The organism is Glycomyces sambucus (assembly GCF_900102815.1).
GTDB lineage: Bacteria > Actinomycetota > Actinomycetes > Mycobacteriales > Micromonosporaceae > Glycomyces > Glycomyces sambucus.
The window spans coordinates 63776-81724 of the sequence record NZ_FNGF01000001.1; the positions used below are offsets into that span (position 1 = coordinate 63776).

The following is a 17949-nucleotide window of genomic DNA, read 5'->3' on the forward strand; positions in this document are numbered from 1 at the left end:
CTGCGAGCGACACGTCATCGGTCGCGCTTGCGGCGCCGCCGCGACCCGCCGCCCGCGCGGTAGGCCATCACCGTGAAGGCGATGACGACGAACGCAAGGGCGAGCAGTGCGACGGGTGTGTTGATATCGCCGGATCGGGACATCGAGGCTCCTTGGTTTCCGCTGCCGTTCATCCACATTCGTCGAGGCCGCAGCCGGGGTCCTTGCAGTCGCGATCGTACGATCGGGCTTCCACAAGGCTGATGTTCGGCGGGCGGTCTGGACGGGCCGCTTCGAGGCCGGAGGGCTCAGCGCCAAACGGTGCCGCGGCGGTCGTACTCCATGAACTGCTCGCCTAGGCTGCGAGGACGGTATACGCAAGCATCCGAATCCATGCGGGAGGAAAGTGTGACGGGCACGCTCACCATTGAAACGCTCACCTCGGCGACCGAGCAGGAGGTCGAGGCGCTCGCGCGCCTCATTCCGCAATTGTCGACGAGCGCGAAGGCCATCGACCAGGTCGCCGTCGCTCGCCTCATCGACCACGAAGCGACCACTGTCCTCCTCGCCCGCCTCGATGGCCGGATCGTCGGCACACTGACACTGGCGACGCTGCCGCTGCTGACCGGCTTTCGCGCCCGCATCGAGGACGTCGTGGTTGACGCGGCCGCACGCGGCCTCGGCGTCGCGCGGGCGCTGACCGACCGAGCAGTCGCGATCGCGGCCGAACAACTGTGCCGCACCGTCGACCTGACCTCACGGCCTTCCCGCGAAGCGGCGAACCGCCTGTACGAGAAGGCCGGATTCGAACGACGGGACTCAATCGTCTACCGGCGCACACTCGAACCGTGACTCCGATCCCGGCCACGGTCATGCAAGTGGCGGTGCGGATTTTCCTCAACCTGGTCAGCATGCCAGATCCGGCGCATACCGTCTCGGGCACGGACGGACGGTCGCAATGGCGTCAGCGGCAGCGGCGTGGGTGGAGGTGGGCGAGCGCCGTGTCATGATCCCGCACCACGATCGGATCCTGTTCCCCGGCGAGGGCGTCACCAGAGCCGACCTCGTCGCGCACTTCGGGAGCGTCGCGATGGCCGCCGGAACGGTCGCTTCGCCCCTCGCGGACTCCTCTCGTACCCGCCTGGTTCGACCCGGAGACCTGTCACCGGATCTCAACGCCGCCCTCTGGTTTCGTGATTGAGTTCTCGCTCCACCTGTTGCAGATGAGTTGGCTCCAGGGGTGTTCGGCGAGGATTCGTTCAAATGGGATCTGGCCCCACCTGGTGCCTTGTGGGAGGATCAGGGTGATCCGTGTGGTGAGGAGGCGAGACCATCATTGGTCGATTCCCGTTCATGGCGGGCTGATCCACACCTGCATGGCGGCGGCCGCTGCGAACTTGATCGCCGAGGCCAGCAGTGCCTGCTGCGGTTCGGTGAGCTGCCCAGGCAGGGACCGTTCCGGATTCGGTTTGGCACGCCAGGAGGGCTTGCCGCCGACGGAAGCGACCAGGACGTCTTCGCGAAGGTCGCCGCAGATCCAGATCACCCCGATGCCGTCGGTAATGTTTCTCCATCCAGCTGTGGGCAGCGGATCGATGTTCTTGAAGGTCTGGATGATGTTCTGCTCGGGGTCGAGAATGTGGAATTCGCTGCGGTTGTCCATGCGGCACGGCCATGCCTGCCATGGGTACTGCCGCATGAGATCGTCAACGCGAGACTCACCGCTGTCGGCCATATGCATGAAGCTCGCGACGATGACAGTGAGGACGGACAGGGTGCAGGTGATGCCGTACACCACGTCCGCCCAGTCGGCTCGGTCCGCGAAGTTCCACACTGCAATGCCACCGAAGAGGAAGCACGCGGCAGCAGCCCACGTGGTGCCTTGCACCCACGTTGGCACCGTCTTGGTCTTCGGGCCCGGCCGTGCCGTGGCAGGGAACTGCGCGGCATGCTGTCTCGAGACCCAGTAATCGAACTGGTGGGCTTTCATCCGGGCTCCAACGCGCAGGGGTGACCCTCAACGATACGGAGACAGCGCCACCAGCCGCCAGGCACGCGGCCTCGATCATCCCCACCGGGAAGTACAACGCTTGCCGGCGCCCCTTCTCCTTCAGCTCGGCCCGCACTACGGCACCCCCATCAGACCGGGAGACCTGGTTAGGGTCTCGGTATGCCCCCGCTTCGCTCAAGGCACCCCTCGATGACCGCTGACCAGGACGCACGCTACGCCCTCCGGCACCCCAGGTGGTAGGGCGGGGCCAGCCTGCCCCAGGCCAACCCCGCGTTTCCCCCGAGAAGAAAGTCCGTGCGCAGCCCTGCGGCCGCTGGTGCCAGTTCGAGGATGGCTCGACGGCGTGGTGCACCGAGCGCCTGGAGCGCCCGTCCGCTGTCGAGGCTCATGCGGCAATGCGCCGGCATCTCGGAGCGGGGCCGGGCGCCCCGCTCCAGGGGTGCGTTCCGTGAGCTCGGTGCTCGTCCATCAGCCCACCGGCGCCGTGCTCGGTTCCGTGTCTGCTTCGTCGTTCTTCGGTGCCGCGTTCCGGTACTGCCGGGCGAGGAAGCGGTACTGCGGGGTGAGCAGGGCGGCGACGGCGAGCAGGACGAGCGCGAAACCGGCGAAGGTGAGGATGAGCGCGATGCCGCGCGAGTCGCCCGTGCCCAGGAGCCACGACCATTCGCGCTGTCCTGCCTCGGTGCGCAGATGCGGGATGATCCAGAGTTCCGCGATGGGCGCGATCATGAGCGCGGTGATCGGTGCCGCCGCGGCCTCGAAGGTGTTCGCGAACCCGAACACGCGCCCCTGCTTCTCGTAGGGGACGACCCGCTGGACGACGGTCTGCTCCGCGGCCTCCACGGCCGGCATGAGCGCCATCGTCAGCCAGATGCCGGCGACGAACAGCCAGCCCCATTGCCGGATCGTGAAGAGCATCCCGATCACACCGATCGCGCCGGCGACGAGGAGCATCGTTCGGATCGGGTTCTGCCCCAGGCCCTTGGCGGCGATGAGTCCGCCGCCGACGAACAGCCCCGTCGACGCGACGGCGAACCACACGCCCCATTGCTGCACACCGAACAGGTCGATGCCGTAGGGGTCCATCAGCGCCATCGAGACCCCGCCGAACAAGTTGTTCAGGGTCGTGAACAGCACCAGCGCGAGCAGGCCGGGCACGGCGAGGACGGCGAGCCATCCGCCCTTGACGTCGACCCACTTCGACTGCTGCTCGGTGTGGTCGACGTTCCGCTCGGGGATGTGCAGACCGAGCAGGTGCAGCAGCGTGAGTGCGAGGGCCGCCAGGCCGATCACGAGGGTCCATCCCATGCCGAGGAAGCCGATCGCGAGTCCGCTGAGCACACTGGTCACCAGCATGGCGAGGCCCTGCACCGCGCCGACGAGGCCGTTGGCGTTCGCGTGGCGCTCATCGGGTACCAGCAGGGTGACGGTGGTGGAGAGCGCGATGCCGCGCAGTTGCTCGACCACCGCTCCGGCGAGCATGACGACCGCGAAGATCCAGAACCACGGCAGGCTCAGGTCGGCGACGGCGTCCTCGCCGACGGCGAAGAAGAACCCGGTGTCGAGGACGAACACGACGAGGGTGGCGAGGGTCGCCCACACCATCACCGACTTCTTGCGGAAGCGGTCGACCAGTGTCCCGAAGAACATGCTGAACAGCGAGGCGAACAGCATGTACGCGGCGCCGATCACACCGGTGGCGATCACGTTGCGCGTCTCGGCGTAGATCCAGAACGTCAGCGCGAACCACAGGAAACTGGTCGTCACATTGGCGACGGCGGTATTGACGAGGACCTGCACGAAGATGCGGAATCCGTTCGGCGGCACCTGGACGCCCTGCGAGGACCCCGGAGGCGCCGGCTCGGCGGCGCCTCCGGGTGAGGGAAGGGGCTCATTCATGCGGGATGCTCCGATCTAGCGGGACTCGGCGTACTCGGCTTCGGCCTTGGCCCATTCGGCGGCGCGGAGCTTGGCGAGGCGGACCTCCTCGGCCTCGTCGAACTCGTACCACTCCATGCTCGGCCGGTCAGGAAGGACGCCGCGCAGGTACTCGCCGAGGAAGTGCAGCGGGCCCTCCCAGCCGATCGCGGGACTGAACTTGTCGCCGGACAGGTCGGTGTGGAAGACGTCGGCGATGGAGGCGTGCTCCAGTTCCAGCCAGGTCGCGTCGTCCCCGTCGGAGGTCAGCCGGACCTCGACCTGGTCGGCCTCGGTGCGGTCCGGCGGAATCCACTCCAGCCGGAGCAGGTTCGGGGCGTCGCAGGCGAGGATCCTCCCGCTGGCCTGGCCCTCGAACGCGTAGTCGCCGCCCTCGCGGAAGTCGCCGCTGACGGGCAGGAAGAAGCGGTCGATGCGATCGGGTGTGGTGACGGCGGCCCAGACGTCCTGGACCGGTGCGTCGAGATGGCGGCGGAGTACGACGGCGTGGGCGGGCCCGTCGCCGATCTTGCGGTTCGTGACGCGGCGCTCCACCAGCGGGATGCTCGCGTCCTGTGCTGCGATGTCGGACATGTCAGTTCTCCTTCTTCTCTTCGTTGGTTTCGCCGGCCGATTGGCCGGCGTGATGGTGCATTTGGATCAGGTTGCCGCAGGTGTCGTCGAACACCGCGGTGGTCGTCTCGCCCATGGCGGTAGGGGGCTGGATGAAGTGGACGCCGAGGTCGTGGAGGCGCCGGTATTCGGCGTCGACGTCGTCGACGGCGAAGGAGGTGAACGGCGTGCCTTCGGCGGTCAGCGCGTCCCGGAACTGCCGTACGGCGGGATGGCTGGTCGGTTCGAGGACGAGCTCGATGCCGTCGGGGTCCAGGGGGGAGACGACGGTGACCCATCGGCAGTCGCCGACCGGGACGTCGTGCTTGGTGATGAAGCCCAGCACCTCGGTGTAGAACCGCAGCCCGTGCTCCTGGTCGTCGACGAACAGGCTGACCCAGGTGACCTTCATGCCCATCCGCGCCGTCCCGGTGGCCGGGGCGGTGGTGCGGGCGGGTGCCGGTGCGGTGCGCTCGGCAAGCCAGCGCTCCACGACCGGTGTCAGGGGCGCGGTGTCGAGGAAGAGGAGTTTGTACCGCCCCTTGCGCTCCGAGCGCACCAGTCCGGCCGCTTCCAGCACGCCGAGGTGCTGCGAGACGGCCTGCCGCGAGGAGGTCGACCCGTGGTTGGTCGCGAGCCGCGCGCAGAGCTCGAACAGCGACTGCCCGTCGCGTTGGCGCAGCTCATCGACGATCGCCCGCCGCGTCGGGTCGGAGAGCGCCTTGAAGACATCCGTCATGCCGGCGACTATAGGCAAGTGAATGCTTGCATGTCAAGCGCAAGTCGTTACTTGCATGAGAATAGCGCGGTGACCAGTGGCGCGCGACACAGATGGGCGTTCCGACCGGTCACCGCGCACGACCGAACGGGCCGCCCGCACGGAACGCCCGCTCCACCTGCACGAACCGGCCGATGGTCAGGGCTTGAATGCGGGTCCGGTCAGAGCCGTGCGCTGCTGCTGCGCGCTGAGAAGCGTTTCCACTTCCGCGAATGCGCCGGGCAGCGGCCCGGCGGCATCGGTAGGGTCCCCGTGCGGCTCGGCACGCACGCGCCGTAGAAGGTTGAGGAGCGGCCCGTACAAGGCGTCGCTCGGCGCCCCAGGGCCTGCCGCTTCGAGAGCGGTGATCGCCTCGTCGAGATGTCCGCCGTCCCCGGAGTCGCGGAACCGCAGGTAGTTCACCCATGCAAGGCCGATCAGGCACGTCCGCCGGAGCGGACCGGCACCAGGCGCGGCCCGGACCGACCGTTCGGCGGCGTCGAGGGCCGCATTCAAATCACCGCGCTCCCGGAGGCTGCCGTACCGCAGCGCGAGCGCCCCGGCGAGGTTGGACGCGATGACCGGGTACTGGGGATCGGCGGCCCGCCTGGAGCGTTGCGCCGCTTCCCGGAGCGCTGCGACCGCCCGATCCAGATCCGCGGCATCGCCTGAGCAGAGGTACCGGCTCTTCAACGTGCCCGCGAGCGTGGACAGGGCGCCGGCCCGGTGCGTGTCGTCGGCCCGCGTGGCCGCGGCCAGGCCCCGTTCGGCGAGAACGATCGCGGCATCGAGGTCCGATCGCTGCCGTCGCAGTTCGTAGCGCCGCCAGATGAGACCGCTCAGGTTCACGAGACCGGCGGGTTCATCGGGCTCGAGGTCGACCGCCTCCTGGGCGACCTCGCCCGCACGGTCGAGCGCCGCGGCGTCCCCGCACCGGTCGAATCGGAACGTGAGTGCATTGCCCAGTGCGGTGAGCCGACGGGGACGGCTGCTCGCCGCCGCGGGCGTGCGATCGACGACGCCGTGGAGGATGTCGACGGCGGTGTCGAGGTCGGCGAGGTCGCCGGTGCGACTGCCTTGGAGTGCATAGGCGATGCCGCAGGAGCAGGTCAGGAGCAGGCGCTCCTCATCGCTCACCTCCGCGGTCGCCAAACCGGATCGGAAGAGTTCGATCGCCGCCGGAAGGTGGCCGGGGCCCGCACTCGTCACGGCAGCGTCGACCAGGCACATCGCCAGGACGGCCTGGTTACCCGCGGTCCCCGATGCGAGCGATTCCCGCACCAGTGCGTCGACCACTTCCGAGGGCACCAGATGCGGGCGGTAGGCGAGCGCTTCGAAGAACGCGTCGAGCGCGTACTGGTACCCCGTCTGGCTCTCGGGGTCCGCGAGCAGTCGACTCCGGTACCAGATCACGTACGGCAGCAGCAGTGTCGATGCGTCGGGCTTGCGCCCGTCGACATAGTCCTCACTGGACAGCGCCGCCGCGATCTCGCGACCGGCTCTCGGCGCCAGCAACGCGCCGACATCGCCCGCAAGGTACGCGTCGTACCGGATCTCAAGCCGCCGCATCGCGTTGTGGCCTGACAACGAACACCTCCAGCGCACTCGGGGGGAGGAGCCCCCATTGAAGCGGGCGCCGACCGAATCATCAACCGGCCGTTGCAATCCATTGGACACCGGCCCGGGCCGCCTGCACGAGGCTGCGCCACCACCGGCAGGTCCGCGCCGGGGCGGCCGGTGTTCGAAGGGATTGCAGGGTTTGCCGAGTGGCTTGGGTTGACGCTGGTTTGAGGCTGTCAGTGCGTCGTTAGCGTCGCATCTCGACCGGCTCGCGTGAGCCACCTCACCGATCGAGCTCCAGCGGGAGTGCCGGCGTCCCCTTGCAAGCGAGGAAACCTCGATGAAACGACGACTCAACCACCCCAGACGATGGCTGCTCATACTGGCGGCCGCAGTGGCGGCCACGGCGGTCGCGGCCCCTCCTGCGACCGCCGAGACCGCACAGGACGTCGGCGTCCTGTGCACCGTCCCCTCAGGCCACGACCCCGCGGTGATCGCGACGGTCTACCAGGTCGCCATGAGCCGCCAGGTGTCGGATCGCGTGCTGCTGGCGGGCTTCGAGGCCGGCTGGATCGAATCCCACATGAACAACCTGCCCTGCGGCGACACGGCCGTGCCGAGCTGCTCCCAGGAGACGGGCCGCCCCGGATTCAGCGCCAGGATGGCCAGCATCGATCGCAGGCGGGCGGTCGTCAGCGCCAGATCGGCTCCGTCGACGCCGACGCCGAAGGGCCCCAGCATGTGCACGCGCAGACCGGACATCGCCCTCCCCCCGCGGAGATCGGCACGGATCGAAGCTATAGCACCCGGTGCTCCCGAGCCGAGATCCACATGGGTAGTTTGGAAACGGTTGGAATTGCTTCACCGCGTCCGGACCGCGTGCAGATAGAGGCGACTCGCCTGGCGGGCGGCGGCACATCGGTTCGGTGCACAGCGCATGCCGACCGCCGCGGAGACCGTGGCCGCACTGGCGGATCGACGAGCGTGCGGCCGGGCCAGTCCCGATCGGTGTTGTCGGGGCCGTGTGGGCGCAACAGGTGTACTCTGCGGAGACTTATGCGAGAACCCTTCGTTCGACCGATGCTGCTGGTGGACGTGGACGGCGGCTTGGCGCTGCGCGCCCGGGCTTCCGCGCGCGATCGGGAGCACCTCGTCGTCGCCGGCGACGGTAGCCGGCATCGGGTCTGGCTCAATCCCCAACACGGCGGTTGGCTCACCGGACTCGCCGAGCAGTTCGACGTCGTATGGGCGACCGGCTGGGAGCACGATGCGCCGCGACTGCTCGGTGACCTGCTGGGCGTGCCCGACTTCGCCGTACTCGAGTTCACCGAGCGCCCCAGCGTGGGCGTGAGGTTCTCCAAACTCGGCGACGTGCGCGCCCTGGTCGGCGACCGCCCGGTCGCATGGGTCGACGACGACCTCGGACCCGAAGTCCTGGCATGGGCAGCGGCCCGGATCGAACCGACACTCCTGGTCCAACCCTCGGCGAGCGAGGGCCTGCGAATCGAGCACGTGAACGAACTCAACGTGTTCGCGCGATCGCTGACCATCGATGGCGCCGCTCGAGACGCCCCGAATGCGAGCAACGCGTGCGACACCGGGGTCGAACCGTCCGACGAACGCCGCGACGGAGAGTGAGCAATGTGATCCCAGTGAGCATGTGGACGGTTCCCGGATGGGGCCTCGCCTTCTCCATGTGGGCGCTCGCTGCACTCGGCGGAGTGCTCATCGTGCTCGTCTCCGGATTCATCGCCCTCCGCGGCCGCCGCAGGCGCGACGCAGGGCGGCGATGACCGGTGAACGAGCTCTGGACCGCGCTCGCCGTGGGGATCGCGGGCCCACTCGGTGCGGTCGTCATCCTCATCGTATTCGTGGCGCTGGCGGCGGGACTGGCCGAACGGATCTACCCCGCGCCCCGGCCCCCGGCCGAGGAGGAGGCACGCGAGGCCGTCGAGCGGCCCCCTTTGCAGGAGCAGCTTGACGAGCAGGTGCCCAAGGGGGAGGGCCCGCGGGGCCGCGAGAGCGTCGACAGCACGCACGTCTCCTTTCCGGCGTTCGCCATCACGTGCGGCGTCGGGCTCGTGCTCACCTCTTGGACCGCCGCGCTCGAGCACCTCAACGACCCGGGAACGGGCTTCCCGCTGATGCTCGCGCTCCGACCGCTGTGGTCCTCGCTCATCGCCGCACTCGCGGTGGGCACCGCGTCGGGATTCCTCTACCGCCGCTGGTTCCGCCACCAGAGCCGAGAACGCAGAGAGGCGATCCGCACCCGGCTCCGCGACCGACAGCACCGCGCCTTCCGACTCCGCCTGCAGCCGCCGCGACGACCCGGCAACGAGCGGATGCTGCAGTGAGCGGCGTCGACAATCTCGCCACAGCATGGTGCTTCACCTCGTCGGCTAGCGCAGCAATCGCGGCCCGCAGGCCCCCGGCATCCATCACTCCGCCAGGGTGAGGACTACACCCCTGGTCGGGTGCGAAAAGTACGCTCCTGCGCTGATGCGCTCGTCGTCCATTCGGCTCAGAATCAGGGCCATGACCGCACCCACTTCAATGAGCACGGCTCATTCGGCGCTGCTGGCCGTGATCGACTGCGCTACCGCCACCGGTCTGGATGTCGGGACCTGGCAGCTGGCCTCGACGCTCGTCTCCTGTTTCGAGCAGGTCAGTCACGCGGCAGAGGGCGTCAGTGCCGACCGGTCGCACGATCCGACTACGCAGGCACGCAGCCGCCGCTTCCTCGCTCACGCGCTCAGTCGTGTGGGGCGGCGTGTGGAAGCCACCGGCATTCTGAAGGACTCGCTCATCCACCTGCGCACCGCCGGAGACCGGACCGGGCAGGCCCATACCCACCTCACGCTCGCCATCACTCTCAGCCGCAGCGGCGACGACGTCGAAGCGCTCGCTCATGCCCAAGCCGCGCTCGCCCTCTATCGAGACGTCGAGCATCGAGCCGGCGAAGGACACGGCCTCAACGCCGTCGGATGGCTTCACGGCCAGCTCGGTGATCACACCGCCGCCTTCACGCACTGCGGACAAGCCATGGATCTGTTCCGCAAGCTCGACGACCGCAACGGGGAGGCGGTGACCTGGGACAGCCTGGGCTACGTCAACCACCGACTCCGCCGGTACACCCAAGCCGGCCATTGCTTCCGAACCGCCCGGGAACTGTTCCGATCGATGAGCGACCAGACCAGGGAAGCGCTGACACTCCTGCGACTCGGCGACACCTTGCACGACCTCGGCGATCGCCGTGCGACCCGGGACGCTTGGCGACGCGCCCTTGAGATCTTCACCGATCTCGACCATTCCGACGCTGTCGACATTCGCATCAGACTCGCCGGCCTCCCTCGTGTCGAGCAGTGAGCGGCGGGGATCAGGCAGTCGGTGAAGTCGCAGTAGATCGCGCAGCTCAAAGACAGTAGGTAGATGACGGGCCAGAAGAGAGGTCGAGGCAGAGGAGTGTTCCGCCGATCGGCCAAGCGACGAGGCTTGTGGCTGTCCTGCGAGTCTTGTTACTGCCGAGGGGGCTATGGGGCAAGGGGTCCACTCTGCGGCGCTGGGGGCCGCTGCTGCGGCGGGCAGAACGGGGCCTGGCCCGGCTGCTGGATCGGTGTCCGCGCGGGCGCGGGGTAGCGCGCGAGTGTGGTCCGCTCGGCCATGAGCATCATGCCCGGGCCCGGGACGCCTTCGATGGCGATCTCGCCCCGCTGCGCGCGGTGCATGAGGATCCACTCGCGCACCGGTTTGGAGTACAGCAGCGCGACCTCGACGTGCATCTATGTAGGTTTGCCAAATTTATTCGCGTTTGCGACCCATCCGCGGGCCCGGCGGCGGCGAATCCCTCTTGAACGTCTTCCGAAGGAGGTGATTCGATGAAGACGAACGCAAACGCGGTAGCGGAAGACGGGCCTCGAGCCCGGATCCTGCTGCGGCGCATCGGCACGAGCGCCGGACTCTCCTTCGGCTTCCTGCTCCTGGGCCTTGCCGTGGCCGGGAGCGCGAACGCCGAGGACGCCGAGGACGGCCTTCTCAGCGGTGTCGGGGGCGCACTCGATGCGACCCTCGATCCGCTGCACGAGGACCTGTCCACTGTGACCGAGCCGGTCGGATCGGTCGCCGAACCGATCACGGAGGCCGCCGAACCGGTGGTCGAGGACGTGGCCGAGCCGCTGGTGACCGAGGTGGTCGAACCGGTGGCGGCCGAGACGCTCGAACCGGTGACCGAGCCGGTGCTCGAACCCGTCGCCACTGCGGTGGCGCCGGTGCTCGACTCCGTCTCGCCGCTGGTCGAGCCGATCACGGCGCCCGTACTGGACGCCGTCGCCCCGGTCGCGGACCCCGTCGTCGAGGCCGCCGGTCTCGACCCGGTGGTGGAGGCCGCCGGCCTCGAACCGTCCGCCGCTCCTCCGCCAGAGGAGGCGGTTCCGGTTCCCGACAGGCCCTCCGGGGCACCGCCTGAATCGGGCACGTTGCAACCGTTCGAAGAACGGCCCGTCCCCGCGGACGCCGTGACCGACTCGCGCAGTACCACCGGGGGCGAGGTCCGATCCGATCCAGCGCACGGCCAGTGGCCCACCGGTGGATTTGTGATCGGGACGACCGCTCCGTCGGGGCTCTCGGTCAGCGCGAGTGCATCGCCCGCCGCCGACCATGCCACGACAGTGGGGTGGCCGAGCGCACGCGGCGAGTCCATCGCCGATCCCGGGCCGCCGGGCTCCGAGCCGTTCAGTGAGTGGTTCGGGTACGGGGACCGGGACCATCCTGGCTAGACGCCCTTTCTCTTCCGCAGATTCACATTCGAAGACGCAAAGGAAAAGGAAGGAACGTCATGCACAGATATGTGCGACGCGGTCTGGTGACCGCAGTGATGTCCGGCGGGCTCATCCTGCTGGGCAGCTCGATGGCCAGCGCCGACGAAGGCTCGGGCGACCTGCTCGGCCTCGGCGGGGTCGTCGACTCGGTGACCTCTGGTCTGACCGGCGACGACCAGGGCGACACCGCTTCCGGTGACGCCTCGGCCGACGGCAACTCAGATGCCGCCGCCAACGGCGGGAACGGTGGCGACTCCGGCAACGCCGGGGACGCGACCAGCGACAACACCGCAACCTCCGGGAACTCCGGCGACTCGGGGAACTCCGGTGACACCGGCGGCAACAGCGCGCTGAACGTGTGCGTGCTGGCCGAGTGCCACGCGAGCGCCGACTCCGGCGACTCAGGTGACACCGGTTCCACTGGGGACACCGGCGACGCCGCGAACTCCAGCCACACCTCCGGTGGGAACTCCGGTGACGCGGGCGAGGGCGGCAACGCCGACGCCGGCGCCGAATCGGGGAACACCGCCGACTCCGGTGAGGTCTGGAGCGAGACCGGCTGGTTCACCGACAGCTCCGGCGACACCGCTTCCGGTGACGCCTCGGCCGATGGCGACTCTGACGCCGCCGCGACCGGCGGCAACGGGGGCGACTCCGGCGATGCCGGGGACGCGACCAGCGACAACACCGCCACCTCCGGGAACTCCGGCGACTCGGGCGACTCCGGGTCGACCGGTGGCAACAGCGCGCTGAACCTGTGCGTGCTGGCCGAGTGCCACGCGAGCGCCGATTCAGGGAACTCGGGGGACACCGGTTCGACCGGTGACACCGGGAACGCCTGGAACACCAGTCACACCAATGGCGGTCACTCCGGTGACGCGGGCGACGGCGGCAACGCCGACGCCGAGGCCGGGAGCTGGAACTCCGCGCACATCGGTGACGCTGTGAGCGACAACGGCAACGACTGGTGGCACTTCACCGGTCAGAACGCTCACGGCTGGCACCACGGCACCACCGGCGACACCGCTTCCGGTGACGCCACCGCAGGCGGCGACTCCGATGCCGCCGCGACCGGCGGCAACGGCGGCACCTCCGGCGATGCCGGGGACGCCACCAGCGCCAACACCGCCACCACGGGGGACTCCGGCGACTCGGGGAACTCCGGTGACACCGGCGGCAACACCGCGCTCGGGCTCGGCGAGTCCGACCAGAACCGCCACGGCTGGCACCACTGGTGCGGCTGCTGGAAGCACGATGACGCCTCCAGCACCGAGGTGAACTCGGGCGACTCCGGCAACACCGGCTGGACCGGTACGACCGGCGACGCCTGGAACACCAGCCACACCATGGGCGGCCACTCCGGTGACGCGGGCAACGGCGGCGACGCCTGGGCCGGCGCCTGGAGCGCCAACACCGCGCACACCGGTTGGGCCCACGCGGTCTGACCTGAAGTGAAATGAACATCGAGCGGGGCATCCGGCAACGGGTGCCCCGCTCTACTCGTTCAGCCGAGGCCCGGGGCAGATGCGGGCGACGGTGAGACCGCGCAGGTACGTGCTGGAATCAGTGCGGCTGCGGCGTCCAGGATTCGACCGGCGAAAGGCGGCGAGGTGAGTCCTCAACGGCAGCGGGAATCTCGGCCCGGACGGGCCGACCGGAAATGCTCGATGTGGACGGGTTTACCGAGCGAGCCGGATTGCGATGGGCAGTGCCCGGCCCGGACGCCTCGGGTCGGCCCCGAGGGTGGCGGCCAGGCGAGCGCGTAGACGAGCACCTGGAGATCCGACACGCTGAGGCATGCAGGCATCGTGCACGGCGCGTGCGCCCTGGCTCCAGACTCGTTCCAGGCCGCAGAAACCCGGCGTCAGCAGACCGGACACCGTCTTGGAGACTGGATACGACGCAGGCGAATCACCGCTCTCGTCCCCATCAGCTGCGCCCTCGCGGCCGCTGAGAACATTGAACCCGATGCGGGCCAACAGGTCCTGAACGCGATGGCCGCCGCGTTGTCTGTCACGGCCCGGGACACCGACCTGCTGGCCGCGGTCGAGCTCACGGTGCTCGCGGCGGTGGCGTGCTGGGGCCTGGGCTGGCCCGGCGAGGCGACGGCGGGCGCGACCACTCCGAGCCCGACGCGCGGGACGGCAGCGACATCCACCGCGCCCCGAACCGACAAGACTTCGCAGGAGCGACCATGGACCACACGACCCCGACCGTTCGAGTCTTCAACACCGACGAGCACGACAGCACGCTGCGTTTCGGCGACCGCCGGATCACCGTGACGCCCGCGGTGGAGCGGGCCGAGGGCGGGCCGCTGAGCGCGTACTCGGCCCACTTCGGCCGCGGCGAGCGCGCCGACCTGCCCGCCCCGTACGAGGAGGTGTGGGTCGTCGTGCACGGCCGCCTCCGGATCCGCAACGGCGACAACGTGGTCGAGGTCGGACCGGGCGGCTTCGTCCACGTCCCCGAAGGGTCCCCGGGCGAGGTCGAGGCGGTGGAGGACACCGCGCTCGTCAGCGTCTCCGTGCCCGCCCACTGACCAGGCCCGCCCGGTCGGAACGGTGCTGTGGTAGCAGGACCGCTGCTGGCGCTGCATCGAGGGGGCGCCGGATCGCGACGCTCGTTCACCAACGGCGGCTCCCCGCACCCCCGGCCCCTTTCAACATCGACGACGGGATGTCCACGAACGAGCGACCGGAAATCCGACACGGTGATCCACCACGGGGTGCCCCTGAGCTTGGCAGGTGCTCGGGTCAGGGAAGATGGACCGGTACCCACCAAGAGCAGTATGGAACGGCTGGCCCGCATGACCGGACCCGACGAGCGGACACCCCCTCCCGGATACCCCGACCTCGACGAGATCGGATGGCTGCGGAGCGAGGAGATCCAATACCTCGGGCTGCAGATCCGGATGACCGTCACCCCCGGCGAACGCGTCGTCCAACTCTGGGAACTCGAAGAAGGCCATCCGGTGTCGTGGATCGGCAACGTCTTCCGCATCGACGCCCAACCGCCGTGCCTGTACCTCAACTACAGGTACGAGCGCCTCTTCACCCGCACCCAGCGCGAACCCCTCGCCCAACTCGGCGCCAGGTTCTGGAAGTCCTCGCCACCGGCGCCTCGCTCCGCGGGCGAGCACTCGCCGAACCGATCGGGACGCTGTTTCACCCCGACGCGTACCCGCCGCCGTATCGCCTGTTGCATTCGTACGCCTCTCGGCGTTTTCGGGCCGCTTCCGTCCACGGCGCGTGCAGGCGAACCATGGCCCTCGAACCCCTGACCGCAGCGTTGATCTGCGCATACACCGCCATATGCTCCGCCGCGACCGCGGCCATCAGCTCATCACAGCGCCGTACGGCGGGCACTCCAGCTCCGCCCCGAAGATCGCGTTCGGCATCCCGCGCGATCGAGCGCAGCGCCCCCAGCACCGCCCGCTGCGTCGTGACCCATCTGCCCAATTCCTCTTGCGTGACCTCGGCATAGAAGCCGTACCGGCCGTCCGCCTCATGCAGAAGATGTCGACCGCTGTAGCGGTTGAGGAACTGCCGGCTCGCCCTCGGATCGTCGAAGAGCCACAAGTCGAAGTAGCGATTCCCCGTATCAGACGGCAGGGTCCCGCGACGCCGGTATCTCCCCAGATCGATCTCGAGGCGGTACGGCCAGACCCGCTCCATCTGGCGGTCAGCAGCGTTCACAACACCCTGCCCCTAGCACTCCGGAGTGGCCCGCCCCCACCCATCCGCGCCTCCACCACGCGATCCCGCTCCTTGAGCGGGTCCAGGAGCGGCACGCCCAGCAGCGCGCAACCCCAGCGACTGCGGGAGGTGAAGCGAGGTGAGAGCAGCACTCCTCACCGATACATCGCTCCGATCCTCCCACAACACACCAGTCGAGACCAGCACTCGCTGCACCGCACTCGCGGTGATGCGTTGCGCGGTAGCGGTTTCGCGCCGCTGCAGGGTCGTGCGCAGGCGAGCGCGCCATCACCCGCCCAGCGCGAGCCCTCCGCACGGCCCGGCGCGGTGTTCTGGAAGCCTTGGCGCGTGAGCGGGCCCCGGGCTAGGCGGGGTCTGGAGTGCGGGGGTAGGCGGGCCGGTCGGGCGGGTCAACGCGCTGCGTGCGGGCGAAGCGGGCAATGAACTCGAGCATCAGGCTCTGTCTGCGGTAGCGCACCCAGAAGCCGTGGCAGATCGCCGCCGGCGCCCCCGCAGGGCGGTGTTGCCCGCTGTCGTGGCACACCACGTACCCGTCCTCGGCCGCGACCCGATCGGTCCAGGCGTCACGCTCGGCGTCCGAGATCGGGTACCGGGCCGGGTCGTCCTCGGACGCGAAGATGCACGAGGAACACCGGGAGGCGCAGACCCGGACCACGCCGGTCTCCGGATCGGCGGCATCGAGCGGGTGCGGCCCTTCGGCCACAGGCATGCTGTTGCGCTCCTGCATCGTCACTGCTCCCCCGGCTGCGGCGCGTTCGCTTCGGCCATGGCCTCGAACGACGCATGCAGTGCGGGCCAGTCCTCGCCCGGCGTCAAAGCGTCAGCCGGCACCCGCCCGAGGGCGAGGCCGAGCCGAACGGTGAGGTTGTCCAGACCGCACACCGCCAGCACCCCCGCGCACGCGATCGACTCACGTCCCGGGGTCGGGGCGGTCATGTGGCAGGCGAACACCGGCGGCCAATCCCCGGTGAAACCGCCCACGGGCTGCTCGACGGTCTCACGCATCGCCGCGAACTCTGCAGGAGAGAACTTACCCGGCTCAGCGTCGAGCCGCCACGGGCACTCCTCGCACGGCCGCCGCCGCCGGGCGAACGCCTCGGCATGCGGCAGTGCCGCTTCAGGGGAGGGCTCGGCCATGGGTGCTCCTTCGTCGGAGGCGGGCTCAGGTCGGGGCTGGGGCATCGGGCGGGGCCTCGATCCAGGTCACGGTGTCGGGCTGGTCGGTGATGTCGACGGCCATTATCGCACCTGCGAGGAAAGTCGCCGGAACAGTCGCCTCGCCCGGCGACGGGTTTCAGGACGTCGCCCAGAGATCTCCGGACCGCTGCGGCGCGGCCCTGAACAGGGTGTCGACTTCGGTCAGGAGCTGCGTGAGCCTTTGTACTATTCGGTTGATGCGCAACCTGACTGGGCCACGCGGCGAACACGCCTGGGGTCAAGCGGCGATGGCGGTGACGACCCCGACGACGACGGCGATGACGCCCAGCGTCCAGTACACCAGCGACCAGGCTCCAATCGGCACGTTCCACACGGTATGGTCCGAGAAGCGTCGCCCTGGATCGTCGTTGAGGGTGCGGTCCATATAGCGCAGCAGGAAAGCGGCTCCGATAAAGTACGCCCCAGCCAGGAGCCCGCCCACCAGGGTCTTGATCCCGATGTCCGCCCCGGGCACCAGTAGCTCCGGCACCCCGAGAACGAAGCAGCCCACCACTCCGGGCAGCAGCGCGACCGGTCCCCAACCCCTCCATGTGAACAGCATGAGCCCAGTCCTCCAGCCACGCCGGTACCCAATGGCGCCCGACCCCGAACATCGAATACGCCTACGGTACAAAGACTCTGCAACCGGGCGAAAGTCTGAAAGTCCGCCCTGGGATGCGCGGACTCCCCCCGTGCGAGCCGAAGAGCGCTGTACCTGATGGATGCTTGCTAAGAACCGGTTTCAAGTCGACTGGGGCTGGACAGATCGTGCAACCTGAGGTCTCGGATTTCAGGCACCAAGCGAAGTGGCACCCGCCCGCACCGGTGACGTTGCTGCGCAAAGGCTATACACCGCACTGCGCGGGCACTCGTCCGTGGCCTACATGGAGCACAGCTACCCATTCACATTGGTGTTGCTCCGAGCGAATAGGGAATTTGTCGAATGCGTTATCATGCTGCCAGTATTCGGGAAGTCAAGGAGCGCATGAATGGCTAAGAAAACGCAGGTCCTGCTGATCGATGATATCGATGGCGGCAAGGCGGACGAGACGGTGAAGTTCGCGATCGACGGCGAGGCGTACGAGGTCGACCTCTCCACCGCCCACGCCACCGAACTGCGTGAGGCGCTGGAGAAGTTCCAGGAGGCCGGCACGCGGCTGGGCCGCTACAGTCTCGGGTCCGGGCGCGGCCCGGTCCGCGCAGGTACGGCGTCGCCGCGCGCGAGTGTCGACCGGGAGCAGAACAAAGCGATCCGCGACTGGGCTGAAGCGAACGGGAAGCAGGTCTCCCCGCGCGGGCGGATCCCTGCCGCGATCGTCGAGGAATACCACGCCGCCCACAAGTGACCTCCGGGCGCCAGTGAAGCGGGGCGCGGCCGGGACGTCA

Annotated in this window: 20 protein-coding genes and 1 pseudogene; 8 read left to right on the forward strand and 13 right to left on the reverse strand. The window is 68.8% G+C overall.

Features of this window, described 5'->3' with window-relative positions:
* Positions 1-14: 14 nt before the first annotated feature.
* The gene (locus tag BLS99_RS27250) at positions 15-143 is read right to left on the reverse strand and encodes a hypothetical protein (protein WP_281243491.1); all 129 of its coding nucleotides are present in this window, start codon (positions 141-143) and stop codon (positions 15-17) included.
* Between the two features lie 244 nt (positions 144-387).
* Here BLS99_RS27250 and BLS99_RS00300 point away from each other — a divergent pair, with 244 nt between their 5' ends.
* The gene (locus BLS99_RS00300) at positions 388-831 is read left to right on the forward strand and encodes a GNAT family N-acetyltransferase (RefSeq protein WP_245712115.1); all 444 of its coding nucleotides are present in this window, start codon (positions 388-390) and stop codon (positions 829-831) included.
* 499 nt (positions 832-1330) lie between these two features.
* Here the strand turns inward: BLS99_RS00300 and BLS99_RS00310 are convergent, their stop codons facing one another.
* The 7 genes and pseudogenes from BLS99_RS00310 to BLS99_RS25925 form a co-directional block, all read right to left on the reverse strand.
* Positions 1331-1969: a hypothetical protein gene (locus BLS99_RS00310; RefSeq protein ID WP_091041600.1), complete on the reverse strand. Its 639-nt coding sequence runs from the start codon at positions 1967-1969 to the stop codon at positions 1331-1333.
* Between the two features lie 489 nt (positions 1970-2458).
* A complete protein-coding gene (locus BLS99_RS00315; RefSeq protein ID WP_091041603.1) occupies positions 2459-3889 on the reverse strand; it encodes an MFS transporter in 1431 nt (476 codons plus the stop codon).
* A 15-nt stretch (positions 3890-3904) separates the two neighbouring features.
* A complete protein-coding gene (locus tag BLS99_RS00320; protein ID WP_091041606.1) occupies positions 3905-4501 on the reverse strand; it encodes an SRPBCC domain-containing protein in 597 nt (198 codons plus the stop codon).
* 1 nt (position 4502) lies between these two features.
* Positions 4503-4931, reverse strand: a complete 429-nt coding sequence (locus BLS99_RS27560; RefSeq protein ID WP_218126268.1) for a VOC family protein — start codon at positions 4929-4931, stop codon at positions 4503-4505.
* A gap of 150 nt (positions 4932-5081) precedes the next feature.
* Positions 5082-5258, reverse strand: a pseudogene (locus tag BLS99_RS27565) (ArsR/SmtB family transcription factor); the annotation flags it as partial.
* Positions 5259-5435: 177 nt separating this feature from the next.
* Entirely contained in the window at positions 5436-6863 is a 1428-nt protein-coding gene (locus BLS99_RS00330) for a tetratricopeptide repeat protein (RefSeq protein ID WP_143034626.1), read from the reverse strand.
* 477 nt (positions 6864-7340) lie between these two features.
* Positions 7341-7598: an AfsR/SARP family transcriptional regulator gene (locus BLS99_RS25925; protein ID WP_176953141.1), complete on the reverse strand. Its 258-nt coding sequence runs from the start codon at positions 7596-7598 to the stop codon at positions 7341-7343.
* A gap of 318 nt (positions 7599-7916) precedes the next feature.
* Between BLS99_RS25925 and BLS99_RS00340 the strand changes: the two genes are divergently transcribed.
* The 3 genes from BLS99_RS00340 to BLS99_RS00350 all read left to right on the forward strand — a co-directional run bounded on the left by BLS99_RS00340 (position 7917) and on the right by BLS99_RS00350 (position 10202).
* A complete protein-coding gene (locus BLS99_RS00340) occupies positions 7917-8474 on the forward strand; it encodes a hypothetical protein (protein WP_091041620.1) in 558 nt (185 codons plus the stop codon).
* A gap of 158 nt (positions 8475-8632) precedes the next feature.
* Positions 8633-9190 carry a hypothetical protein gene (locus BLS99_RS00345; RefSeq protein WP_091041624.1) on the forward strand — a complete coding sequence of 186 codons (558 nt, stop codon included), beginning with the start codon at positions 8633-8635 and terminating at the stop codon, positions 9188-9190.
* A 181-nt stretch (positions 9191-9371) separates the two neighbouring features.
* Positions 9372-10202, forward strand: coding sequence for a tetratricopeptide repeat protein (locus tag BLS99_RS00350; protein WP_176953142.1), 831 nt, complete (start codon positions 9372-9374; stop codon positions 10200-10202).
* A gap of 164 nt (positions 10203-10366) precedes the next feature.
* On the opposite strand, the gene BLS99_RS00355 is transcribed toward BLS99_RS00350, so the two are convergent.
* Positions 10367-10615, reverse strand: coding sequence for a hypothetical protein (locus BLS99_RS00355; protein WP_091041629.1), 249 nt, complete (start codon positions 10613-10615; stop codon positions 10367-10369).
* A gap of 96 nt (positions 10616-10711) precedes the next feature.
* Here BLS99_RS00355 and BLS99_RS00360 point away from each other — a divergent pair, with 96 nt between their 5' ends.
* From BLS99_RS00360 to BLS99_RS00370, 3 genes are all read left to right on the forward strand, one after another.
* A complete protein-coding gene (locus tag BLS99_RS00360; protein ID WP_091041632.1) occupies positions 10712-11608 on the forward strand; it encodes a hypothetical protein in 897 nt (298 codons plus the stop codon).
* A gap of 86 nt (positions 11609-11694) precedes the next feature.
* Positions 11695-13095 carry an autotransporter outer membrane beta-barrel domain-containing protein gene (locus BLS99_RS25930; protein ID WP_091041636.1) on the forward strand — a complete coding sequence of 467 codons (1401 nt, stop codon included), beginning with the start codon at positions 11695-11697 and terminating at the stop codon, positions 13093-13095.
* Positions 13096-13844: 749 nt separating this feature from the next.
* The gene (locus tag BLS99_RS00370) at positions 13845-14189 is read left to right on the forward strand and encodes a hypothetical protein (protein ID WP_218126124.1); all 345 of its coding nucleotides are present in this window, start codon (positions 13845-13847) and stop codon (positions 14187-14189) included.
* A 625-nt stretch (positions 14190-14814) separates the two neighbouring features.
* Here BLS99_RS00370 and BLS99_RS25935 read toward each other — a convergent pair.
* The 4 genes from BLS99_RS25935 to BLS99_RS00390 all read right to left on the reverse strand — a co-directional run bounded on the left by BLS99_RS25935 (position 14815) and on the right by BLS99_RS00390 (position 17125).
* Complete coding sequence (locus BLS99_RS25935) at positions 14815-15345, reverse strand: hypothetical protein (RefSeq protein ID WP_091041641.1); 531 nt, start codon at positions 15343-15345, stop codon at positions 14815-14817.
* A 364-nt stretch (positions 15346-15709) separates the two neighbouring features.
* The gene (locus BLS99_RS00380) at positions 15710-16099 is read right to left on the reverse strand and encodes a hypothetical protein (protein WP_176953143.1); all 390 of its coding nucleotides are present in this window, start codon (positions 16097-16099) and stop codon (positions 15710-15712) included.
* Entirely contained in the window at positions 16096-16503 is a 408-nt protein-coding gene (locus BLS99_RS26480; protein ID WP_218126125.1) for a DUF6283 family protein, read from the reverse strand. The genes BLS99_RS00380 and BLS99_RS26480 overlap by 4 nt, the downstream gene beginning before the upstream one ends.
* Positions 16504-16801: 298 nt before the next feature.
* Complete coding sequence (locus BLS99_RS00390) at positions 16802-17125, reverse strand: hypothetical protein (protein WP_143034630.1); 324 nt, start codon at positions 17123-17125, stop codon at positions 16802-16804.
* A 427-nt stretch (positions 17126-17552) separates the two neighbouring features.
* Here BLS99_RS00390 and BLS99_RS00395 point away from each other — a divergent pair, with 427 nt between their 5' ends.
* On the forward strand, positions 17553-17909 hold the full coding sequence (locus tag BLS99_RS00395) for a histone-like nucleoid-structuring protein Lsr2 (RefSeq protein ID WP_091041653.1): 357 nt from the start codon (positions 17553-17555) through the stop codon (positions 17907-17909).
* Positions 17910-17949 lie beyond the last annotated feature (40 nt).

Coding starts and splice junctions, on each gene's coding strand:
- BLS99_RS00390 (WP_143034630.1), bottom strand. CDS start 17,125: ATGCTGTTCACATGGAGGGGTTGGGGACCGGTCGCGCTGCTGCCCGGA.
- BLS99_RS00395 (WP_091041653.1), top strand. CDS start 17,553: ATGGCTAAGAAAACGCAGGTCCTGCTGATCGATGATATCGATGGCGGC.
- BLS99_RS00350 (WP_176953142.1), top strand. CDS start 9,372: ATGACCGCACCCACTTCAATGAGCACGGCTCATTCGGCGCTGCTGGCC.
- BLS99_RS25925 (WP_176953141.1), bottom strand. CDS start 7,598: ATGTCCGGTCTGCGCGTGCACATGCTGGGGCCCTTCGGCGTCGGCGTC.
- BLS99_RS27560 (WP_218126268.1), bottom strand. CDS start 4,931: ATGAAGGTCACCTGGGTCAGCCTGTTCGTCGACGACCAGGAGCACGGG.
- BLS99_RS00315 (WP_091041603.1), bottom strand. CDS start 3,889: ATGAATGAGCCCCTTCCCTCACCCGGAGGCGCCGCCGAGCCGGCGCCT.
- BLS99_RS26480 (WP_218126125.1), bottom strand. CDS start 16,503: ATGGCCGAGCCCTCCCCTGAAGCGGCACTGCCGCATGCCGAGGCGTTC.
- BLS99_RS00320 (WP_091041606.1), bottom strand. CDS start 4,501: ATGTCCGACATCGCAGCACAGGACGCGAGCATCCCGCTGGTGGAGCGC.
- BLS99_RS27250 (WP_281243491.1), bottom strand. CDS start 143: ATGTCCCGATCCGGCGATATCAACACACCCGTCGCACTGCTCGCCCTT.
- BLS99_RS00360 (WP_091041632.1), top strand. CDS start 10,712: ATGAAGACGAACGCAAACGCGGTAGCGGAAGACGGGCCTCGAGCCCGG.
- BLS99_RS00340 (WP_091041620.1), top strand. CDS start 7,917: ATGCTGCTGGTGGACGTGGACGGCGGCTTGGCGCTGCGCGCCCGGGCT.
- BLS99_RS00310 (WP_091041600.1), bottom strand. CDS start 1,969: ATGAAAGCCCACCAGTTCGATTACTGGGTCTCGAGACAGCATGCCGCG.
- BLS99_RS00370 (WP_218126124.1), top strand. CDS start 13,845: ATGGACCACACGACCCCGACCGTTCGAGTCTTCAACACCGACGAGCAC.
- BLS99_RS00355 (WP_091041629.1), bottom strand. CDS start 10,615: ATGCACGTCGAGGTCGCGCTGCTGTACTCCAAACCGGTGCGCGAGTGG.